The sequence below is a fragment of the Cytobacillus sp. FSL K6-0265 genome, assembly GCF_038003465.1.
Classification (GTDB): domain Bacteria; phylum Bacillota; class Bacilli; order Bacillales; family Cytobacillaceae; genus Cytobacillus; species Cytobacillus stercorigallinarum.
In genome coordinates, this window is record NZ_JBBOPE010000001.1 from 4,336,363 (window position 1) to 4,355,359 (window position 18,997).

Sequence of the window (18,997 nt, forward strand, 5' to 3'; positions counted from 1 at the left end):
AGATTTCCTTATAATAAGACTCTGTATGGAGATCAGTGACAATCCTAAGAATTCTTAAATTCCGTTACCATATTCCTCAATAACCCACTAGGGGCCGTTTCACTACTTGAGAGACAATTTATTTCTCCAAAGACTAGGAAACTATCTTTCGCTCTTGATACAGCTACGTTTAGTAAACTTCTATTAGCATCAATAAAATAGCACCCATCACTCTTTCCATATACAGTGGACATAATAATAACCTGTCTTTCTCCACCTTGGAATGTATGAACGGTACCCACATCAACTAGTTTTTTCAAATCCTCTGGCAGTGATTTTTTTATCTCTGAAACCTGCTGTTTAAAAGGAGTTATTATACCTAAAATATCTTTATGTTTTATTTTTGGATACATCGTTTTTAAATAATTAAAATTTCCGACAACCCAACTTACTATTTCCATTGCTTCTGCTTCATTATATCTACTACCTGCACGTTTACTAGATTGGATACTATCTATTTGGTAGTGTCCAAAATAAGGAATTGATCGTTCGTTTAGTTTACATTTTTTATCATTTGCACCTAGTCCTCTTTTTGGCTCTAAATTTCCTTTATAAACTAGCTTGTTACAGTACTCAATGATTTCATCATAACACCGTCTATGCTCACTTAAAAATAATCCTCGCTCTTCAAACTTTTCAAATTTGCAGCTTTTGCAAGCAACCTTCATAACACTTGATTCTGATGTATTCAGTCCCAACGTTGTTAGATGATCAAATTCATCTTTTAGATTAATCACTCCAGCTGTTTTTGCTAATGATATATCTAGCTTTCTATGTATATTCCAAACAGGTTCTATTTGATGGACATCGCCAACTACAACTGCTTGTTTAGCCAATGAAAATGAACATGCTGCAATTTCGGGCGTTACTTGCCCTGCCTCATCAACAATTAATAAATCAATTTTATTATAAAGGTATTTTTGCTGTCCCTCATCATATGCAAGAAGTAGCTTTGGCAATTGATAAAATGTCATGACATAACAAGGTGTAATCATACTTAAATTCTCATAGAATAGATTCAATACATTTTGAAAGTTTTTTCCCCTTTGTTTAGTAGTAAGTTTCTTAGCAGTTAACCATCTACATTCATAATAATGAACCGCTAACCAAAATGATAAATATCTTAAAGAAGTATCCAACAGTCCATTCAAATCATCTATATTTTTTACGCTAAAAATATCTAAGTTTTTAATTTCAAGCACATTTAAATTAATTAAATGGTCAATGACTTGTTGAATATTAATCCTTATGCCTTTAACCTTTTTACTTAGTTCCTCTTTTTCGTGAACGCTGTTTCTTACATTTTTAATTATCGAACTATAATTTGAAATAATCTCTTCTATATCCATACTATCATCTAGAAAATCTTCTTCTAGGTCAATAAAAGCACTTATTCTGTTTTGGACTTTATGTTTAAAGTTTGGTAAAAATTTCAGCCAACGATAATAGAAGGGAATTTTCTTATACTCTTCTTGCCATTCCCTTACTCTAGATTTCAACTTTAGTAAATTTTCTTTTCCTTCTTCTATCTCTCTTTCAATATCTACCATAAACATATCTATACTATTTCCATTATGATTCATCTCAAAAAAATCGTTGAAATTTTTTAAAATAGTATTACTATTGTTTTTTATTCCATTTAATCGATTCCAAATTTTCTCTTCACAATCTTTTAAAGAGTGGACAGGCGTATCAAAATAAGTGGAGCATTCCTTTATAAACTTCTCTTGAGAAGTCTGGATATTTTCATCACTTTCCACTTCTTCAAAGAAGTTTTCTCCTTTAGGATTCGTATGGTGAAATCCCTTTTTTGTTGCCTCATTCGCTTTACTAGCAGAAGGAAAATAAACAGCGAAGCTATTTACCCCCTCAACCCATCTCTTCTCTAGATTATTGACAGCCCACTTTTTCTTTATTTTTCCAAATGATTCGATTATATTCGTAACAGCTTGGTTATTGGTTGAAGCTGCGACAATTAATGGAGCCTTTTCTTTATTTAAAGCTCTTTTCACATATAAATTTGCCACAAGTGTTTGTAATAATGTTGTCTTCCCTGTACCGGGAGGGCCATTAACAGCTAAGATATCACCTTCTTCCATATGATTAAAATGAACAAGGCATTCTCTTTGTGAAGGGGATAATCCATATTCTCCCCCCATCTGGCCAACATGTTTTGGTGACTCCTCTATAGAATTCTTAATTAATGGGTTTAACAAGCTAAATTCTTGCTTAATGAAATTTAAATATAATTTAGATTTTGGATAGTTCCCCTTTATCAAATCATCATATAAAGCTAAAATATTTCCTGTTGCAATGATAGTATCATCTTTAAATAAATAAATTTTATCCTCCAACTCTATGCTACCTACTATTGGTTCAGTTATTTTATTTCCTGTAATTTGCTCATACATTCCTTTACACAATTCAAAGTAAGATGCCCAATCGGGGCAGTTTTTAAATTCATGAATATGATCACTCATATAATCATCAAAAATATCTAAACTTCCAACTGCTAAAGATTCATCAATTAACGGAAATAAATATTCCCTTGGTATCCACGGAGTTTTCACCTCTGGAGGAAATAACCTTCCTTTCCCGTCTAACAAAGCTGGAATGAAAAATATCCCGCTTAAATCTTCGATATTGTTATTAACTCTTTCTTGCCTTTCAAAGATGATCTTAATTGTTTTTGGAACAATTACTACTTCAATTTTATCCCCTGAATAATTATTAGCCCTCTTAAAAAATTTTCGATAATTTTCTTCTGAGATCTGACCTATTCCAATATCTTCAAAAGAAACAATCTCATATGAACTCTTTTTGAAGTCTATTGATAGTTTAGCCGCAATACTGTCTCTAAAATATTGGGTCATTTGAAGATCCATTTGCATAAAAATATTTCCTTTCAGTATATAAATGTAGTAAATAATATGAAGTATATGAACAAATTTATAAAATACGAATGTACCACAAAAAACACATAATATTGTCCAAACACTTCTAGACAGTTTAAATAGAAAAGATTATATACTTGCGATAGGGTTCACCGTAGTTATTTTTGACCATGTTAGTCGCAAACTCTGTTTTTCGCCCCATACCTTCCAAGCCAGGAATATAAACCGCATAATCTTTTTAGCAAAACCATTCTACCATCTTATATGAATTAGCATTCAATTGTTTTATTATAGCTAGAGGTTCATTATGAGCCTGTTCCTTAGCTATCCACTCAAATTCCTTTCCAATAAATGATCCTAAACCAGATCCTCTTAAGTTTCCACCAATCTTGATCCAGTTTGCTCCCTATCTCTAAATTACAAAATTCAAAGGCTCATTTTTCTATTTTATCAAATATGGTTCCTTCTCAATGTCCCAAATTAATTTATCTTCTTTTATTTCATAATAAGTTCTCGATTCAGAATAATTTTTTTACTGTTTAAGCAGCAGATTTATCCTTATCATATTTCATACATTTCAGGAGATTAAAGGTCATCCAAACCTTAATTAGTGAAATAATAAGCCTTAACATAATGCAATTTGCTTAATCTCTATTTGATATGGGCTTAACCTCTATGAAGCAATTTTATTTAATTCTTCTGTTACCCATTAATATAAGCTCTGTTTCGCAAATTCTGTCTCTTATAAATACTGATTCATCTTTCATGCCTCTTCCTTTTGCATATACAATAAAAATTTTATATCAATATCCCATCAATAAACTACTAAAATTCCTCTATCTTTTAAGAGATAAAAAAGGCGTTGGTGATTAACCAATGCCTTTCTAAATTAGATATATATATTCTCTTTCCTTTTTAATTATATAAGACTTTTGGCTGTGTTCATACCTATACGCGGTGTACATTCGTCTGGAATCTTCTTTATAGCTAATAGGTCATTATCACGCTTATCAAATGCTTCATCAATATAAAATTCAGGGGTACTGATAAAATCAGAATATTTTACAACCGCACAATAAACATCTTTACTGGTGTAATGGCATTTGTCTCCATTATAAGCATGATTTTTCTTAATTAAATTTGGAATATAATATTCATAAAATGCCTTATTTCTATTCCGAACTATCCCACCGCAATCAGAACACGTATCACTTGTAAAAATTGTGTTATATAAATCATCTCGAATTACTGCTAACAAACCATTATGTTTATTCTTACTAGTGTCGCGTAAAGATGCCTGAATTTCGGAATTAACATATGGGCGTTGTGCAGTTTCCCAACCTAATAAAACAACAGTCACCGTTGAATTATGTAAGTAATCTTCTCTTATAATTCTCATAATTCCATCTTCGCTTAAATCGGTATTTATTTCTCCGTCGGCAACGGATGAATCAATAAAATCCTCTCCTCCAAACTTTTCAATTATTTCATTTTTTAAATCTTGTTCGTTCTTGTGGTGATAACTGATAAATGTTTTATGCACTCTGGATTCCCCATTTCTCTATATTAATGTCAAATTCGGCAGCAACCTGTTCTGTGAAGAATTTATTCAATTTTTCAAAATCAGTTGTTAGTTGTTCATAGTCATGGTAGCTTTGTTGTAGTTCACCAATTGGTTTCATATAAAAATTTTCTTCATCTCGTTTTTCTATGTATGTATACCAACGTCGATAGTTACTTTGGTGCGTAGTTAAGAAATCGTTTAATTCTTTTATGATTTCATTAGATAAATCATATAGATGAGTTCCTTTGCTTATTTTATTACTTTTTCGTTTTTTTTCATCACCTAATATCTTAATTTCATCTCTAACAAACTTATATACTTCAAAATAAGAATCTAGTGTTTCCTTAATATTGTCATGTTCTAAATCCACCTTAAATAAGGTTCGCTTTGTATCTAAGAAAGTACGCAGCTGCCTTTTAAACAATTGGTTTGGATTATCGAATAAAACATTAAATCCACCAATGCTTAATTTTTCAACACGAAAAGCCCACTTTTTAAGCCCTATGAATACCAACAGAAGGGTTATCAACAATAAGGGTATTAACGTGAATAGGGTAGTAGAAATAAAAATTAAATTTCGCCACAAAGTGCTTATATAATGGACTTCTATTTTTTGTATATCAACTATACCAAGAAAGACCATTATACCACCGATAAGTAATACTATGTTTAGCCATTTTGCTATTTGCTTCACGAATTCCACCTCGAATACAACCCACACCTATATTTTACCAATAATTAACCAAAGAATATCATATGTTATCATTAATTAGCAATATTTTCATTTTATTTTCACTAATGTAATTTAAGCGTTCAGACAATGCTTCATATTGGCTTCGAGGTCGTTCAATTTGAATTATTCCAACACATTGATGCACCGAAAATTGTAAATCGTTTTATATCAAACTTCGAGTCTATATTACTTACAATTTATAATGTTGATAAAAAGTAAATTAAGGGGGTTATAAATACTTTAAATATTAACGAAATCCAAAAATTTAATTTACATTATAATGAAACGAAGTATATTTATGCTTATATTTTGTAGTTACTAACACTATGCTAAGGTTGGATCAAAGGACTAATATACATAGATACTGGTTCTCTCGGATTAACTAGATAGATAGCCTATCTTTAATAACAAAACAGGGTGCAATAAGCATCCCATTTTGTTCATATATTTTCTATTTCTTTGTTACGATAAGAGTTTCGGAAATTTTATTTGAAATAAGTATATAATCAACTCTTAATTCTTCTATATATTCAAATAGCTTTTTAACTTGTTCAGCTTTTGGGTTTTCATTGAATCCCTTACTATAAAGTAAGTTACTACTTATTTCTTTAAACTTTTTATATTTATTGTAACGATAATACTTCTTTAAATAATTTATTACTTGGTTTGAGGTATCTGGATAAAAATACTTTAGTAAGAACCAACTTAGATGTTCTTCAAACTTTACGATTATTCCTTTCTCTTTTTTCTTATTTATATTTATTATTCTTTCTTTTGAAAGAAGTAATAAATTAATTATTTTTTTCATTTCTCTAGGTGTTATATGCTGATTTTCACTTATATCTATAATTATTTTTATTAGTATTTCTTTCTCTACCTCAGTAAAAACTCTAAAATAGTCATTTGATGAATTATCTGATAAAAGATGGTTGATATATTGTTTATAGCTATTCTCATAAGGTAAATAGTAAGGAATTGTTATATATTTTTCTAGATAATTTTTCCCAAACGCTAGCTTTTCACTATTCGGCACAAACTCTTTATCAAAATAGTGAAAATTGTTATTAGCCAATGCGAAACATACAGTCTCTTCGTTAATAGCAATTACATGAATTATTGATTCTACTGGTAAAAACAGTTGTAAAGCTTCAAAAAACTCTACGATTGTTTCTTCAGAACAACGGTCTAATTCATCAACTAATATTACTATCTTATCTCCACTTCTTTTTGTCCAAGCTCGAATAAGGACTTCTAAATTCTCTTTAACCTTTTCTCTAGTACCTAGAAGATCCTTGTAATCTGGATACTTTAATTGAGAAATAAGATTGTCGGACATTGGTTTAGTAAGAAATTTTAATTTTTTTATAATAGGTAGGACAATATTAGTAGCTACTGTAAAAGTTGAAACCAATCCTAAAATATTTATTATTACATCATTTTCTGTTATGACTTCTAAAATTGACTTGTCTTTAGAATAAACAAAAATCCAAATCAGGAATAAAGCTAATAGGGAAAAGTTTATTATATAATTCAATTTATTTTCATTAAATGATTTTTTCAACATATATAACCCATATTTTACTTTTGCTAAACTTCCTACTTCCTCTTCATATTTCGCAAAGAGTCGACTTAACATTGAATACCAGATCTTATCTTGATCATTGTATTCTGACGCATCGAATCTAACCACATGGGTTTTATTATATTTAATTTCCTCTTCTCTATCATCTTCTATCTTTTTGTTAATATTACCTAATTCATTTTCAATTAAACCTAAAAATGTAGATTTTCCCTCACCCCAATTTCCATAAATTCCGAGTGTTAGTGGAGTAAGTGTTTGTTTATTAGAAAGAAGCTTGCCTATTTCTTGAGCATGTTCTAATCGAGATAATAAATCACTGGTACTTTCTTTATCTCGAATAATATACCCTTCTCTGTGAATTAGATTTCTTAACTCCTCTCTTCTAAATTCTTCTTCTTCATTATATTCAATTTCTCTTAATTCCTGTTCAAAACCTGATAAATCTCTACCTAATTCATCCAACTCATTGTAGTGAACCTCGTCTTCCTGTATATCTTCATCTAGTGGGTTTTCTCCTCTATCATATGTAATCTGATCTATACGGTCATTTAGCTCTTGAATTTTATCTTTAAGATATTTGACCCTTTCTTCTTTATTCATTAAAAGTCTCTCCTATAAAATTTGAATTTATATTTTTGAATAGTTATTGATACAAGCCTATAAATTAATATTCTAAATATCTCCTAACATATATATAACACATATTAACATTCTTTCCTTTTATAATTTTTTATATTAAAATTTAGGATGGAGGACTTTTATGAATGAAATTAGACATGTAGCTTTTCACTGTCTCGTGTCAACCTAAGAACAAGCAAATGGAAGTTATATTATTGCTGCTCAGTTATATACTCTACGCCAGTATGCCATACTTTATGTTTGGATATTGCTAGAGAATATGTTGATGAAGGAATCAGTGGGGAGAATGTAAAGGGGCGCCCTGCTATACAACAACTTATTGATGTTGAAGCTGACAAATTCGAAGCTGTACTCGTATGAAAGATTTCTCGACTATCTCGAAATATGTTAGATATCCTAATACATCAGGGAGGCTAACAAGCATTTGCTTCATTACTACACTATAAGAATGAAATTAACATCCTTATTAATCATTCAAAATCAGTAAATAAAGTCTTGCTTGAATTTGGCTTTACAGAGGTCAATTTATCAAAGATGTTTAATATTATTCACACATTGTATCGAGAAACGGATAGTGCTGATTATATTCAGTCAGTACCCGCTTCTGATAATAAAATCTCACTATATTTACAATAATTTTTGCTCTATTTACTATACGCTTCTCCGTGATAGCCCTAAATGAGGTTTCCTCATGATATAGAGTTGGTTATTGACCAAGTCATCGATTATTCTATAAATTGAACTTTGTCATATGAATTTACTATTGTTTTTGCATTATGAAATAGAAATTCCTTTTCTTTTCTTTTACGATTTGCTGAATAATAAAGTTGATACACTTTTTTAGGCAAATTCTCATATAATTTTAATATAGCATTATTAAAATCATAAGTTGTTATCCAATGACTTTCAGAAATACCTTTAATTTCATAGCAAAGTTCTTTGTGATCATCATGGTCATAAAAATTTGTATACAAATTTTTCCCTTGTTTATAATATGGGGGATCAAAAAATATAAAAAGTTGCTCTTTGGGAAAAAGAGGAATAACTTGTTTTATAAGATATATTGCATCATAGTTATAAAGATGAATTTTTTCTTTATATGAAGAAATACGTCTAATTTTATTAATTAGATCAACTTTATTAAAGCGACAGTCTAACTTATATTTTCCACCATCATCCCTACTAATTGGTCCACCTTTAATTATTCCAGAACGATTAGTGCGATTTAAAAAAAAGGTAGCAAACCCTACTTCAAGTTTACTGTAATTGAAATGATTATTATAGATGTCTTTCTGTTTTTCCCATTCCATTATATTTATTGGAGTATTTTCAATTAATTTTAGGAAATTATCTGTATCATATAGAACACAACTCCAAAAACTATAAATTGCTTTATCAAAATCATTAATTACAATTGAATCTACATCGCCATTTATAAGTAATTCAATTGCTAAACCTGCACCACCAGCAAAAGGTTCAATATAAATCGGCATATTAATATTATTTTGCTCAATTAATTTTCTTACGAACTTATATAATTGAGTCTTTCCCCCTGGGTATCTAAGTGGAGAAAGTGTTCTTGGCAATAGCCCCTCCTCCTTCTAGTCCGATAAGGACATATTATTGAACAAAATTTCATCCAAACATTTCAAAATCGCTGATACCTTTTTCCAGGAATCTAGTAACTCCTGATAATCCGGAACCTGAGTTTGAGAATGGATATAAAAATTAATAATTCTAGTAGCAGCTGCATTATTATTTTCAGTAAATGTTATTTCTATAAGCTCAATCTCTTCTTCAAATTCTGGATAGAATTTTTTCAGGTGTTCCTTAATATTATTATATAACAGCTCTCTTAATTTTTGTTTTCGCTTTGTTCTGTCCCTAGCAACTCCTTTTATTCTATATTCTATTTTATCGTTTTTAACAAAGTAATCTATATACTCATGAGTATATGTCTCTAGCAATGAGCGTATTAAATACATAGAGCCCATTCTATTTTCTTTATATTTATTATTCTTGATTTCCTTAAGTAACGTATTAATTCTTTTATTTTTTTGATATTTATTAGTAAATGGAAACGCTCCTGTAAGATTAACATATTTCTCTACATCATTGGCAGATCTAATAGGTCCTTTTCCCTCTCTAGACACTTCCTTTGGTTCTGTTGAATTTGTCCCTTTTCCTTCTTTTGGCCTTTCTCCTGAATCTGTTGGATTTGTCCTTTTTCCTTCTTTTGGCCCTCCTCCTGAATCTGTTGGGTTTGTCCCTTTTCCTTCTTTTGGCCCTTCTCCTGAATCTGTTGGATTTGTACCTTTTCCTTCTTTTGGCCCTTCTCCTGAATCTGTTGGATTTGTACCTTTTCCTTCTTTTGGCCCTTCTCCTGAATCTGTTGGATTTGTACCTTTTCCTTCTTTTGGTCCTTCTCCTGAATCTGTTGGATTTGTCCCTCCATTCCCTATAAATTCTCCTTCAATCATTGTAGTTGTTTTGCACATTTCTATAATTTCCGAGTCAAAAACAACATTCATATTTGTACGAGTATCAATCTCATTTTTAATATAAATTCTCACTAGTGTTGCATTAATTTATTTTCACTATTAAAAATACTCAAAATGTTCAATTTTATTATTTTGTGCAAAGAAAAAGTCCTTTATAATGGATAAGTCAGGTGGTAACCCGTCCAAATCCACTAAAAAAGGACCAACTCATGGACAAGATTACACGAAAAACTTCATTTGGACAATGGTTTTCACCAATAAATCTTCAACTTTTTGAAGAAACCGTGAAAACGTTGAAATTAGATTACTATACGAAAAAACTAAAAACAGACTCATTTCTAAAATTACTCCTTTTTGCACAGCTACAAGAAGTCGAAAGTTTGCATGAGCTAAGCGATTGTCTTTTCGACGACCAACTACAAAAAGGCATTGATCTTGATTCAATCAGTATTTCTCAGCTCTCACGCCGATTAAACGGTATAAATCCAGATTTATTTCAAAGGCTTTTCCTTGATTTAGTCGCACAAATTCATGCAAAAACACATTATACAAAGCTTATTATGCCGTTAAAAATTATTGATTCAAGCACATTGCCACTTAATTTGACCAATCATAAATGGGCAAAGTTCCGCAAAACAAAAGCGGGTGTCAAGTTGCATTTGAGACTTGTGTTTATGGAAAAAGGGAGTTCCTATCCTGAAAAGGCTGTTTTAACAACGGCAAAAGAACATGATCGTGGTCAGCTTGAAATCATGGTTGATGATAAAGAATGCATGTATGTGTTTGACCGTGGCTACCTAGATTACGAGCGCTTTGACCGAATGACAGATGATGGTTACTTTTTTCTTTCAAGGCTACGGAAAAACGCAGTCATACGGGAAGTTTATAATTTTAAACTACCCGAGAATTCAGCTGTTTTGTCAGATCAAATGGTGTTGATTGGTACGACTCAAAACCGTGCTGAAAATTACTTTCGTCTTCTAAAAGTGATGGATTCAAAAGGAAATGAACTGCATTTAATTACCAATCGTTTTGATTTGAGTGCCGAAGAAATTTCAGAGATGTACAAATCACGGTGGGCAATTGAGTTGTTCTTTAAATGGATCAAACAGCATCTCAGCATCAAAAAATTCTACGGTCAAAGTGAATGGGCGATTCAAAACCAAGTGTTTATCGCACTGATTGTTTTTTGCCTACATGTTCTCGTACAACTTGAAACAAGAAGTAAGCGAAAAACCTTACAAATTAGCCGTTATTTAAGGGCTGCATTGTGGAAACCAGCCCATATCTGGCTTCGAAAGATTGAAGGGAAAGCCATCCCTTAATAAGCAAATTGTTGTTGTCGCACAAGTCTAATTGTAAAAAAAACCCAAATGGATGGAGCCACCTTTGAATAGGTATTTACCTTTTTGGCTCTAAACAGGGAGGATAATCAGACTGAAAATTGCGACAATATTTATGCAACACTAGTGATAAATTCTAGTAATTATATTTTTCAAAGCTGCTTTAAATATATCTTTAGGTAAATCCGTTTTAATGGATTGATCAGGACCAAAATCAATTTTCAAAATATCTTTAGCCTTTTTTGAAAAAGGCAAAAACCTGTCTAGTTTTGTTGTTTCCATCTTGTAAATTTCCAATTTATGTTTTTCCTCATCACTCCATTCTATCTCATTTCTAATAAACTCAAGAAAAAAGAAAAACCTAATACCTTTTCTTACATCCCCAGTTTTTTCATTAAGCACTCTAGCTATATGATTAATTGATTCACCTTTTCTAAATCTGTTAACAAACCTTTTAGTTGAAGCTATAGTAGACCATCTTTTTACACTTCTATCTCCTGAATGTCTCATCGTAATAAATGCTTCCGCAGAATCTCTATCTGGAGCTAATACAACTGGAAAATTATTGAGATAATTTTCCATTTCAGAGTCTATCTTAGGTATTCTTATTGTTTCTTTATTCGTAAGTAAATATGGATTGAGCAATAATTTACATGCAGAAATTCTCCTATTACCCTCTAGTACAATATACTTATCATTCTCTATAGTTACAACTGGTTTTTCAGCTAATGGTAAACCCCTATTTAAATATATCTGATTGGCTAATTCAATAGATTCATCTTCATCTACTAGGAATCTAAGTAGATTTTCTTGAGTAGAGTCTTCTATGAAAACCCTAGGGTTTTCATAATCAAGTAATACATCTGAAACATTTACTTTAATTTCTTTCCAATCTGAATATGCCACTAAAACATTTCCTTTCTGCTGTAATAATTATTTTTATTGTAATTCTAATTTAATTAACAATAAATAGCTTCTTATGAAATTTCCTAAAAGATTTTAAAAAAATTCAAACCTCATTTACTTATGGTAAGGTTCCCCCCGATTAATCCGAAACCCCCGATAAATCTGCTCCAACAATAACAATCTCATCACCTGATGCGGAAACGTCATTTTTGAAAAACTCAATGCCAGATCACTCCGACTCTCCACTTCCTTACTAGTTCCGAGTGATCCGCCGATAATAAAAGCAATTTTACTTTTACCGTAGGTGGCGAGGTCGTCTAGTTTCTTTGCGAGTTGTTCGGAGGTGAGCATGTTGCCTTGGATTTCTAGGGTGATGACGAAGGTGTCTGGGGCGATGTGGGCGAGTATGCGGTCGCCTTCTTTGCGTTTGACTTCTTCCATTTCGGCTGCGCTCATGGATTCTGGTGCTTTTTCGTCTGGTACTTCGATTAAGGTTAGTTTAGCGTAGGCGCTTAAGCGTTTTTTATATTCGTCGATGCCTTGTTTTAAGTATTTTTCTTTTAGTTTGCCAACGGATACGATTGTGATGTTCATATTGGGCCTTCCTTCCGTGCTTTTTTCTTTCCCTAGTTTACCATAAAGTCTGCTGACTTATTGATGGTCCTCGTTGTTGTCTGAAAAATTTTTCCTTCTTTTTGCAACTTTTCCAAACTTGTTGGCATCTATGTATTATACTCGATTTTACCAGGAGAGGAGGGGCGGTATTTTTGCATCTTGTAGAGCGTTTGAAACAGAAAGAAGAAGAGGCGTATTTTGAAGTGATGGATGCGTATGGGGATTATCTACTAAGGACTGCTTTTTTGCTTTTGAAGGATTACCAATTAGCAGAAGATACGGTTCAGGATACGTTTGTGATGGCTTTCAAGAAGTTAGATCAGCTTGAGGATGAGGAGAAGTTGAAAAGTTGGTTAACGACCATTCTTCTTAATCGCTGCCGCTCCCAGATGAGGAAATGGAATTGGAAAGTCCTGCTGGCCCCACTTGATTTGATTGAACGAACGAAAGCCGACAATCAGGCATTGAATCCTGAAAATGCCCTGCTATTTTCTGAGTGGCATGAGAGCATCAGCACTAGCATTCAACAATTAGACTATAAATATCGTGAAGTCATTACGTTATTTTACTTTAACGAAATGAAGATTAAAGACATTGCCTTATTTACGAATACCAATGAGAACACCGTCAAGTCCAAGTTAAAGCGGGCACGCTTGCTTTTAAAAGAAATTCTTCCTGAAGGGAGTATCGACATATGAAAAAACAACTCGATAAGGAGTTAGAACACCTTCGTTTCACCAAGCAAAGAAATGTAATCGACCAAATCAGCAAACCGACATGGAAACAAAGATTGAACTCCCTTTGGCATAAGGAAATTGAGATTCCCCTCCTTCCAGTTGCTGCTGTTGGGATGTTGATTGTATTGCTGGCTAGTTTAACTTTTGCTGATAACGAGATCAGTTATACGACGAGAGATAGCAAAGAGACGATTAAAATCGGTGGCAACGTGTATTGGAAAGAAGATTATGAAAAGCTGGTTAAGAAATATGAAAATTAAACTACAAGTGAAGCAGCTCGTCTATCTGGTTGTTGCCTTTCTTCTGCTGATTGCTACGATGATTTTATTGATTATCCCACAATGGAATATTTATGATGCAAAAAAACAAGCTGACCAAGGGAATGCTGAAGGTAAAGTCGCCTTACTAGAAACACTTGAAGATGATACAGTTTTTGAGTCGCAAAAATGGAACATCATACAAGAATATATGCTCATACAACCAGTCGAGCAATTTAATATCTTTGCTGGACCCTCTTACTCACAGGTGCAATTAGATCAACCGACCATCCAATTTACATGGAAAGAGAAATTACCTTATCTGAAACAATATGTAAAAGAAGGACCTCTTGATGATTACTTCATTTTAGCCGTCAAACAGCTTACGTCCTATTATAAAGAAATGAATCAACCCGATCTTGCTAAACAGACTTTGGATCAAGCATCAGAACGTACCATTAGCTCCTCTAGTCTCTATTATAATGATCTCCAACTAGAACGGATCGACTTTGCGATTAACCACAAAGAATATACAGAAGCAAACCAACTGTTAGAGACATTTGATGAAAAACTGGAGAAAGATGATTATTATTGGCACGCTAAAATCGGGCAAAGACAAGTAGAAATCGCGATGAAACAAGGGAAGTTGCAAGAAGCTCGTGAACAAGTGAATGTCATTTTAAATGAATATAAACAAGCTGAAGAGAATGATGACACAATAGAGTCAGGATATACTGCTGACGTATACGAATCATTGGTATCACTTAAGGATCGAATAGAAAATAGCATCAATAACCCGACTACTAGTACCGTAAAAGGTAGAATTATGTATAGTGACGGCAAACCTGCGGCCAATGTTGGCGTCATTTTGCGCCATGAATCAGGTATTCATGGCGCTCATGGAGACGAACGTTATTTTACAACGACAGATAGAGATGGCTTTTATGAATGGAACTTTGTTGAATCAGGACGTTATCAAGTCATTCTTGGGTTTTCTTTCGAACAGATTGATGGGTGGACGTATCCTTCTACGATGGATGATTGGCTAACAGTTGGCGATCAGCCAGAAGTAACGAAGGATATCACGCTTCGTCCGTTAATTGAGATTGATTCGCCTGTTAATCAGGAAAAAATCACGACGGACACGGTGAAGTTTTCTTGGGAACCAGTAAAGGGGGCTGCCTATTATCAACTCCATCTCGCTGTCGATATAGATGATGGATCTGGTTCGATTAGTAGCTCCTTTCCCTCTCATATTGCAACGAACGAAATAGAAGTGCCGGTTGAAGAAATATATGACCATACCGTGGGACTCTCTATGTCAGGAGATGAACCAGATTCCGTTGATCCCCTCACATTACTAGCTTTCGCCAACCCAAACAACCGCTTTTCCTGGTCTGTTGATGCTTTCGATGAAAATGATGAATTACTGACGAGAAGCAACGGCTACCGGTTAGGCAATGACACGATCGGTCATCTTCCCTTCTTTTACTTAAAAACAAGAACACTAACTGAAGCTGATCAACTTTTATTAGATAAGAAATTTACTGAGGCATTGAAAGCGTACAAGACAAATCCCGAGGATAAACATAGTCAACGAATGATCAAACGACTAGAGGAATTAGATGAGTAAAATGATGAAAGCACCTTCTCATAACTAGAAGGTGCATTTCTATCCCCCAAAAGATATACACAGCTCATCCTCACACCATAAACAGAATATCCACAGAAGTTATCCACATATCCACATTTTCTATCCACATGTTGTATGGGATTATTTGTTCGCCACCATATATATGGCTGGGTTGGAGCAGAATTCACAGGTTGTTGATAAGTTTTCATCAGGTGCGCATTTTGTTAATACAGGGAAGGTTTCGTGTTCGTCTACTATGGTATCGATGGCGATATCAATATGTTCTTCGCAGCTATAAATCATCTTCGGTGCCTCCTCATTTATCTATTTATACTTTATCCACATCTCATCTTATCAAAACTAAAAAAAACAGGAAAGTGATGCCTACACTTTCCTGTGGATAAATTTAGAATGTATTCTCAGTTTTTAATGCCATGGTTGTTTCTTGTAATTTACCTTCGCGATAATACTTCACTTTCATTTCATCGCCTACATCCTGTACATATAAATGGTGTCGTAAATCTAAGACATCGGTAATTTCTTCACCATCTAGCTCAACGATGACATCCATTTCCTTCATGCCTGCTTCTGCAGCTGGACCATTTGGCTCGACTCCACTCACTACTACACCATGTTCTACATCTTTCGGAAGTTTTAATGCTTCTTCTTGATAATAGGCAGGGATGTCACTTACGGAAGCGATTTGTACGCCCATATATGGTCTTCTTACCTCACCATGCTTTTCTAAGTCGCTGATGACAGTTTGAGCAAAGTTAATAGGAATGGCCAACCCGATTCCTTCAACAGAGGACTCGGCAATTTTCATCGAGTTAATGCCGATGACTTGTCCGCTAATATTGACAAGCGCCCCACCGCTATTTCCTGGGTTAATGGCGGCATCTGTTTGTAATACTTCGGCATTCCAATCGACTGTACCATTTTGATCGATATCGACTGGTACCGTCCGATTTAAGCCTGAGATGATGCCTTTTGTTACTGAGCCTTCAAATTGACCTAAAGGATTCCCAATAGCAATTGCAGGTTCGCCGATTGATAAGGCGTCTGAATCACCGAATTCTGCAACATCTTCTACAATGGAGCCATCAATTTCAAGGACAGCTAAGTCTGTCCATACATCGGAACCTACGAGCTCAGCAGGGATTTTTTCACCATTGAAGAGATTGACTTCAAGTCTCTCTGCCCCCTCGACCACATGGTGATTCGTCACGATAAAGGCTCGTTCTCCTTCTTTTTTATAAATAACACCAGAGCCAGAACCTGCTTCTACTCCTTGTGTGCTTTCACCATTTTGCCCACTCGACCACATGCCTGCCGATTGGATATTGGAGATACTGACAACTGCACCCCTTGCTTTTTCTACTGCATCGGTTATTTCTGTTTCTACATCTACCGATACTTTTTTCGTTTCTATCTGGCTGTTTTCATCCGTATTCGATAAGCCTAATGTTTCTCCACCATTAGAGCCCCCGTTCATTTGGGGAACAACGAATAAAACGAGCAATGCACCGATAATGATACCGACAAGACTTGAGAATATGTAACCTGTTTTACTCCCCTTTTTTGTTTGTCCCTCTCGATTATAATGATCATCATAATAGCCCATTACCTAACCAACCCTTTCATTCAATTTCGTTAGATATATACCTTCTAAAATCTATGTCCTCTTTTTTACCTAGTGTTATCATAACTCTTCTGAATTAGAAACATACTAGGAATAGAAAGATTACCTCATGAAACGTGCTTAGGTCTCCTCCGGTATTATTATTATACGCTTAGATGGAAAAATACAAATACAAAAATGCATAAGATAAACGAATCTTACGAATTTGTTCATATTTTCTTTGTGATTTCGTAAAAAAGAAGGAAAGACTCATAGTTAGCCTCCCCTTCCTTCTACCCATTATTTCTTGCCTTAAACAGCTGTTAAAGCTGTCGGTTTTTTCGGATCTGTATCAAAGAGCTGGAATTGCTCTCCGACGCGTATACCTTTTGTTTCAAGTGTTTGTGCAACAGCCATACGTGCCAAGTCCTTCATATTATTATCTTGACTTAGATGGGCCAGATAAAAGCCTTTCGTGCGATCACCGGCGACTTCGCTCATCGCAATCGCCGCATCTTCATTGGAGACATGACCGACATCGCTTAAGATACGACGTTTAATATTCCAAGGGTAACGACCCATTCTTAACATTTGCACGTCATGATTACTTTCAAATACATAGGCATCGGCGTTTGAAATAAGGCCCTTCATGCGATCACTTACATAACCCGTATCTGTGATAAGCACGAGTTTCTTCTCGCCTTGATGAAAAACGTAAAACATCGGTTCGGCCGCATCATGTGAGACGCCGAATGATTGAATATCGAGGTCGCCGAATGTTTTTACGGTTTCCATATCGAAGGTGAATTTCTGCTCTGTTGGGACTTGTCCAATTAACGGAGACATCGCCTGCCATGTTTTTTCATTGGCATAGATTGGGAGCCCATATTTCCTCGCGACAATGCCGACCCCTTTAATATGGTCACTATGCTCATGTGTCACAAGTATGCCGTCTAAGCGACTCATATCACGATCAATTTCTTTAAATAATGCTTCCATTTGCTTGCCACTGAGGCCAGCATCCACTAAAAAGGAGTGGGTGTTGGTCTCTACAAAAATGGCATTCCCCGTACTGCCGCTCGCGAGAACGCTAAATTGAAAAGACATAAATTTCTCTCACTCCATTGTTTTGTTCTCATTTTTATTTAGTTCGAGTACATTTAGCTCGAATCCGTGTACATATAGACTGTATTCACCATCAATGACGAAGCGCCAAGCTGGCGTTAATACTTGAAGATTACTCATATCGACATACGTATGAAGCCCAAGCTCTGGTTCTGATACTTTACTTCCAGGCGGGATTTTGCCACTGTTGTATAGAGAAGATAACGCTTCAGATGGCGGTTTGATCAACTTTTGATCATCCTCAATTGGTTCGATTGCTTCTAAGTATGTTTGTGTATAAGAGACAATTTCATTATTTTCATTTAAGAAGAAGGTTAATTCAGCATTTTTATTTTGGTAGATGATTTTCTCTTGGTATGTTTGATAATACGTAATGGTATTGCCTTTCTTCTCCCAAAAACGATACTCATTGCCGTATAAGACTTGACTCTGAATAAAGGACTCTAATTCCTTTGGATCAAAGTCTTCACTTACTTTCATCAATGGCTTATTGACATCAAATATATACTCGACACCGCCATCCACCTTAATGTCTTCTCCATTCAGGCTCTTCAATTCGTCTTTTTCAAACTCTTTCGGTGTTGCCCGTAACAACTGACCACTGACTTCTTCTGTCGTAAAAATATCTGCGTCGTACGAAATGTTATCATCCTTTAATTTTTCCTCTAACGTGCTTGATAACGGAAATTCCGTTTCTTGCTCTTTTGCTTGGACGACATTAAAGTACTCGTACAATAAATAGACATTGAGCACAAGGAAGGTCAGTATAAAAATGGTTTTTATTTTGCTCCAATCCATCTACTTTCCC

At 34.1% G+C, this 18,997-nt stretch carries 16 protein-coding genes; 4 read left to right on the forward strand and 12 right to left on the reverse strand.

The window, feature by feature from the left end; all coding sequences use genetic code 11:
- Positions 1-44: 44 nt before the first annotated feature.
- The 6 genes from MHH73_RS21910 to MHH73_RS21935 all read right to left on the reverse strand — a co-directional run bounded on the left by MHH73_RS21910 (position 45) and on the right by MHH73_RS21935 (position 10,024).
- Positions 45-2,930: an AAA domain-containing protein gene (locus tag MHH73_RS21910; RefSeq protein WP_191817333.1), complete on the reverse strand. Its 2,886-nt coding sequence runs from the start codon at positions 2,928-2,930 to the stop codon at positions 45-47.
- A gap of 922 nt (positions 2,931-3,852) precedes the next feature.
- Complete coding sequence (locus MHH73_RS21915) at positions 3,853-4,476, reverse strand: TIR domain-containing protein (protein WP_191817334.1); 624 nt, start codon at positions 4,474-4,476, stop codon at positions 3,853-3,855.
- Entirely contained in the window at positions 4,469-5,191 is a 723-nt protein-coding gene (locus tag MHH73_RS21920) for a hypothetical protein (protein ID WP_191817335.1), read from the reverse strand. Before MHH73_RS21920 ends, MHH73_RS21915 begins: the two co-directional genes overlap by 8 nt.
- Positions 5,192-5,681: 490 nt before the next feature.
- A complete protein-coding gene (locus MHH73_RS21925) occupies positions 5,682-7,412 on the reverse strand; it encodes a KAP family P-loop NTPase fold protein (RefSeq protein WP_191817336.1) in 1,731 nt (576 codons plus the stop codon).
- Positions 7,413-8,176: 764 nt separating this feature from the next.
- Positions 8,177-9,037 carry a DNA adenine methylase gene (locus tag MHH73_RS21930; RefSeq protein WP_191817337.1) on the reverse strand — a complete coding sequence of 287 codons (861 nt, stop codon included), beginning with the start codon at positions 9,035-9,037 and terminating at the stop codon, positions 8,177-8,179.
- 15 nt (positions 9,038-9,052) lie between these two features.
- On the reverse strand, positions 9,053-10,024 hold the full coding sequence (locus MHH73_RS21935; protein WP_341069537.1) for a hypothetical protein: 972 nt from the start codon (positions 10,022-10,024) through the stop codon (positions 9,053-9,055).
- Positions 10,025-10,161: 137 nt separating this feature from the next.
- On the opposite strand from MHH73_RS21935, the gene MHH73_RS21940 reads away from it, so the two are divergent.
- Positions 10,162-11,277, forward strand: coding sequence for an IS4 family transposase (locus tag MHH73_RS21940; RefSeq protein ID WP_016201461.1), 1,116 nt, complete (start codon positions 10,162-10,164; stop codon positions 11,275-11,277).
- Positions 11,278-11,418: 141 nt separating this feature from the next.
- Here the strand turns inward: MHH73_RS21940 and MHH73_RS21945 are convergent, their stop codons facing one another.
- Together MHH73_RS21945 and rlmH are read right to left on the reverse strand one after the other, a co-directional pair.
- Positions 11,419-12,201: a hypothetical protein gene (locus MHH73_RS21945; protein WP_191817395.1), complete on the reverse strand. Its 783-nt coding sequence runs from the start codon at positions 12,199-12,201 to the stop codon at positions 11,419-11,421.
- A 114-nt stretch (positions 12,202-12,315) separates the two neighbouring features.
- Positions 12,316-12,795, reverse strand: coding sequence for a 23S rRNA (pseudouridine(1915)-N(3))-methyltransferase RlmH (gene rlmH / locus MHH73_RS21950; RefSeq protein ID WP_191817394.1), 480 nt, complete (start codon positions 12,793-12,795; stop codon positions 12,316-12,318).
- Positions 12,796-12,968: 173 nt separating this feature from the next.
- Here rlmH and MHH73_RS21955 point away from each other — a divergent pair, with 173 nt between their 5' ends.
- The 3 genes from MHH73_RS21955 to MHH73_RS21965 are packed head-to-tail and all read left to right on the forward strand — an operon-like array spanning position 12,969 to position 15,443.
- Positions 12,969-13,514, forward strand: coding sequence for an RNA polymerase sigma factor (locus MHH73_RS21955; RefSeq protein WP_191817393.1), 546 nt, complete (start codon positions 12,969-12,971; stop codon positions 13,512-13,514).
- Complete coding sequence (locus MHH73_RS21960; RefSeq protein ID WP_191817392.1) at positions 13,511-13,813, forward strand: hypothetical protein; 303 nt, start codon at positions 13,511-13,513, stop codon at positions 13,811-13,813. Before MHH73_RS21955 ends, MHH73_RS21960 begins: the two co-directional genes overlap by 4 nt.
- Complete coding sequence (locus MHH73_RS21965; protein WP_191817391.1) at positions 13,803-15,443, forward strand: hypothetical protein; 1,641 nt, start codon at positions 13,803-13,805, stop codon at positions 15,441-15,443. Before MHH73_RS21960 ends, MHH73_RS21965 begins: the two co-directional genes overlap by 11 nt.
- 141 nt (positions 15,444-15,584) lie before the next feature.
- Here MHH73_RS21965 and MHH73_RS21970 read toward each other — a convergent pair whose 3' ends face one another.
- The 4 genes from MHH73_RS21970 to MHH73_RS21985 form a co-directional block, all read right to left on the reverse strand.
- Complete coding sequence (locus MHH73_RS21970) at positions 15,585-15,746, reverse strand: CxxH/CxxC protein (RefSeq protein WP_191817390.1); 162 nt, start codon at positions 15,744-15,746, stop codon at positions 15,585-15,587.
- A 103-nt stretch (positions 15,747-15,849) separates the two neighbouring features.
- Positions 15,850-17,067, reverse strand: a complete 1,218-nt coding sequence (locus MHH73_RS21975; RefSeq protein WP_341069542.1) for a S1C family serine protease — start codon at positions 17,065-17,067, stop codon at positions 15,850-15,852.
- A gap of 309 nt (positions 17,068-17,376) precedes the next feature.
- A complete protein-coding gene (locus MHH73_RS21980) occupies positions 17,377-18,171 on the reverse strand; it encodes an MBL fold metallo-hydrolase (RefSeq protein ID WP_191817388.1) in 795 nt (264 codons plus the stop codon).
- Between the two features lie 9 nt (positions 18,172-18,180).
- On the reverse strand, positions 18,181-18,987 hold the full coding sequence (locus tag MHH73_RS21985; protein ID WP_191817387.1) for a two-component system regulatory protein YycI: 807 nt from the start codon (positions 18,985-18,987) through the stop codon (positions 18,181-18,183).
- Positions 18,988-18,997 lie beyond the last annotated feature (10 nt).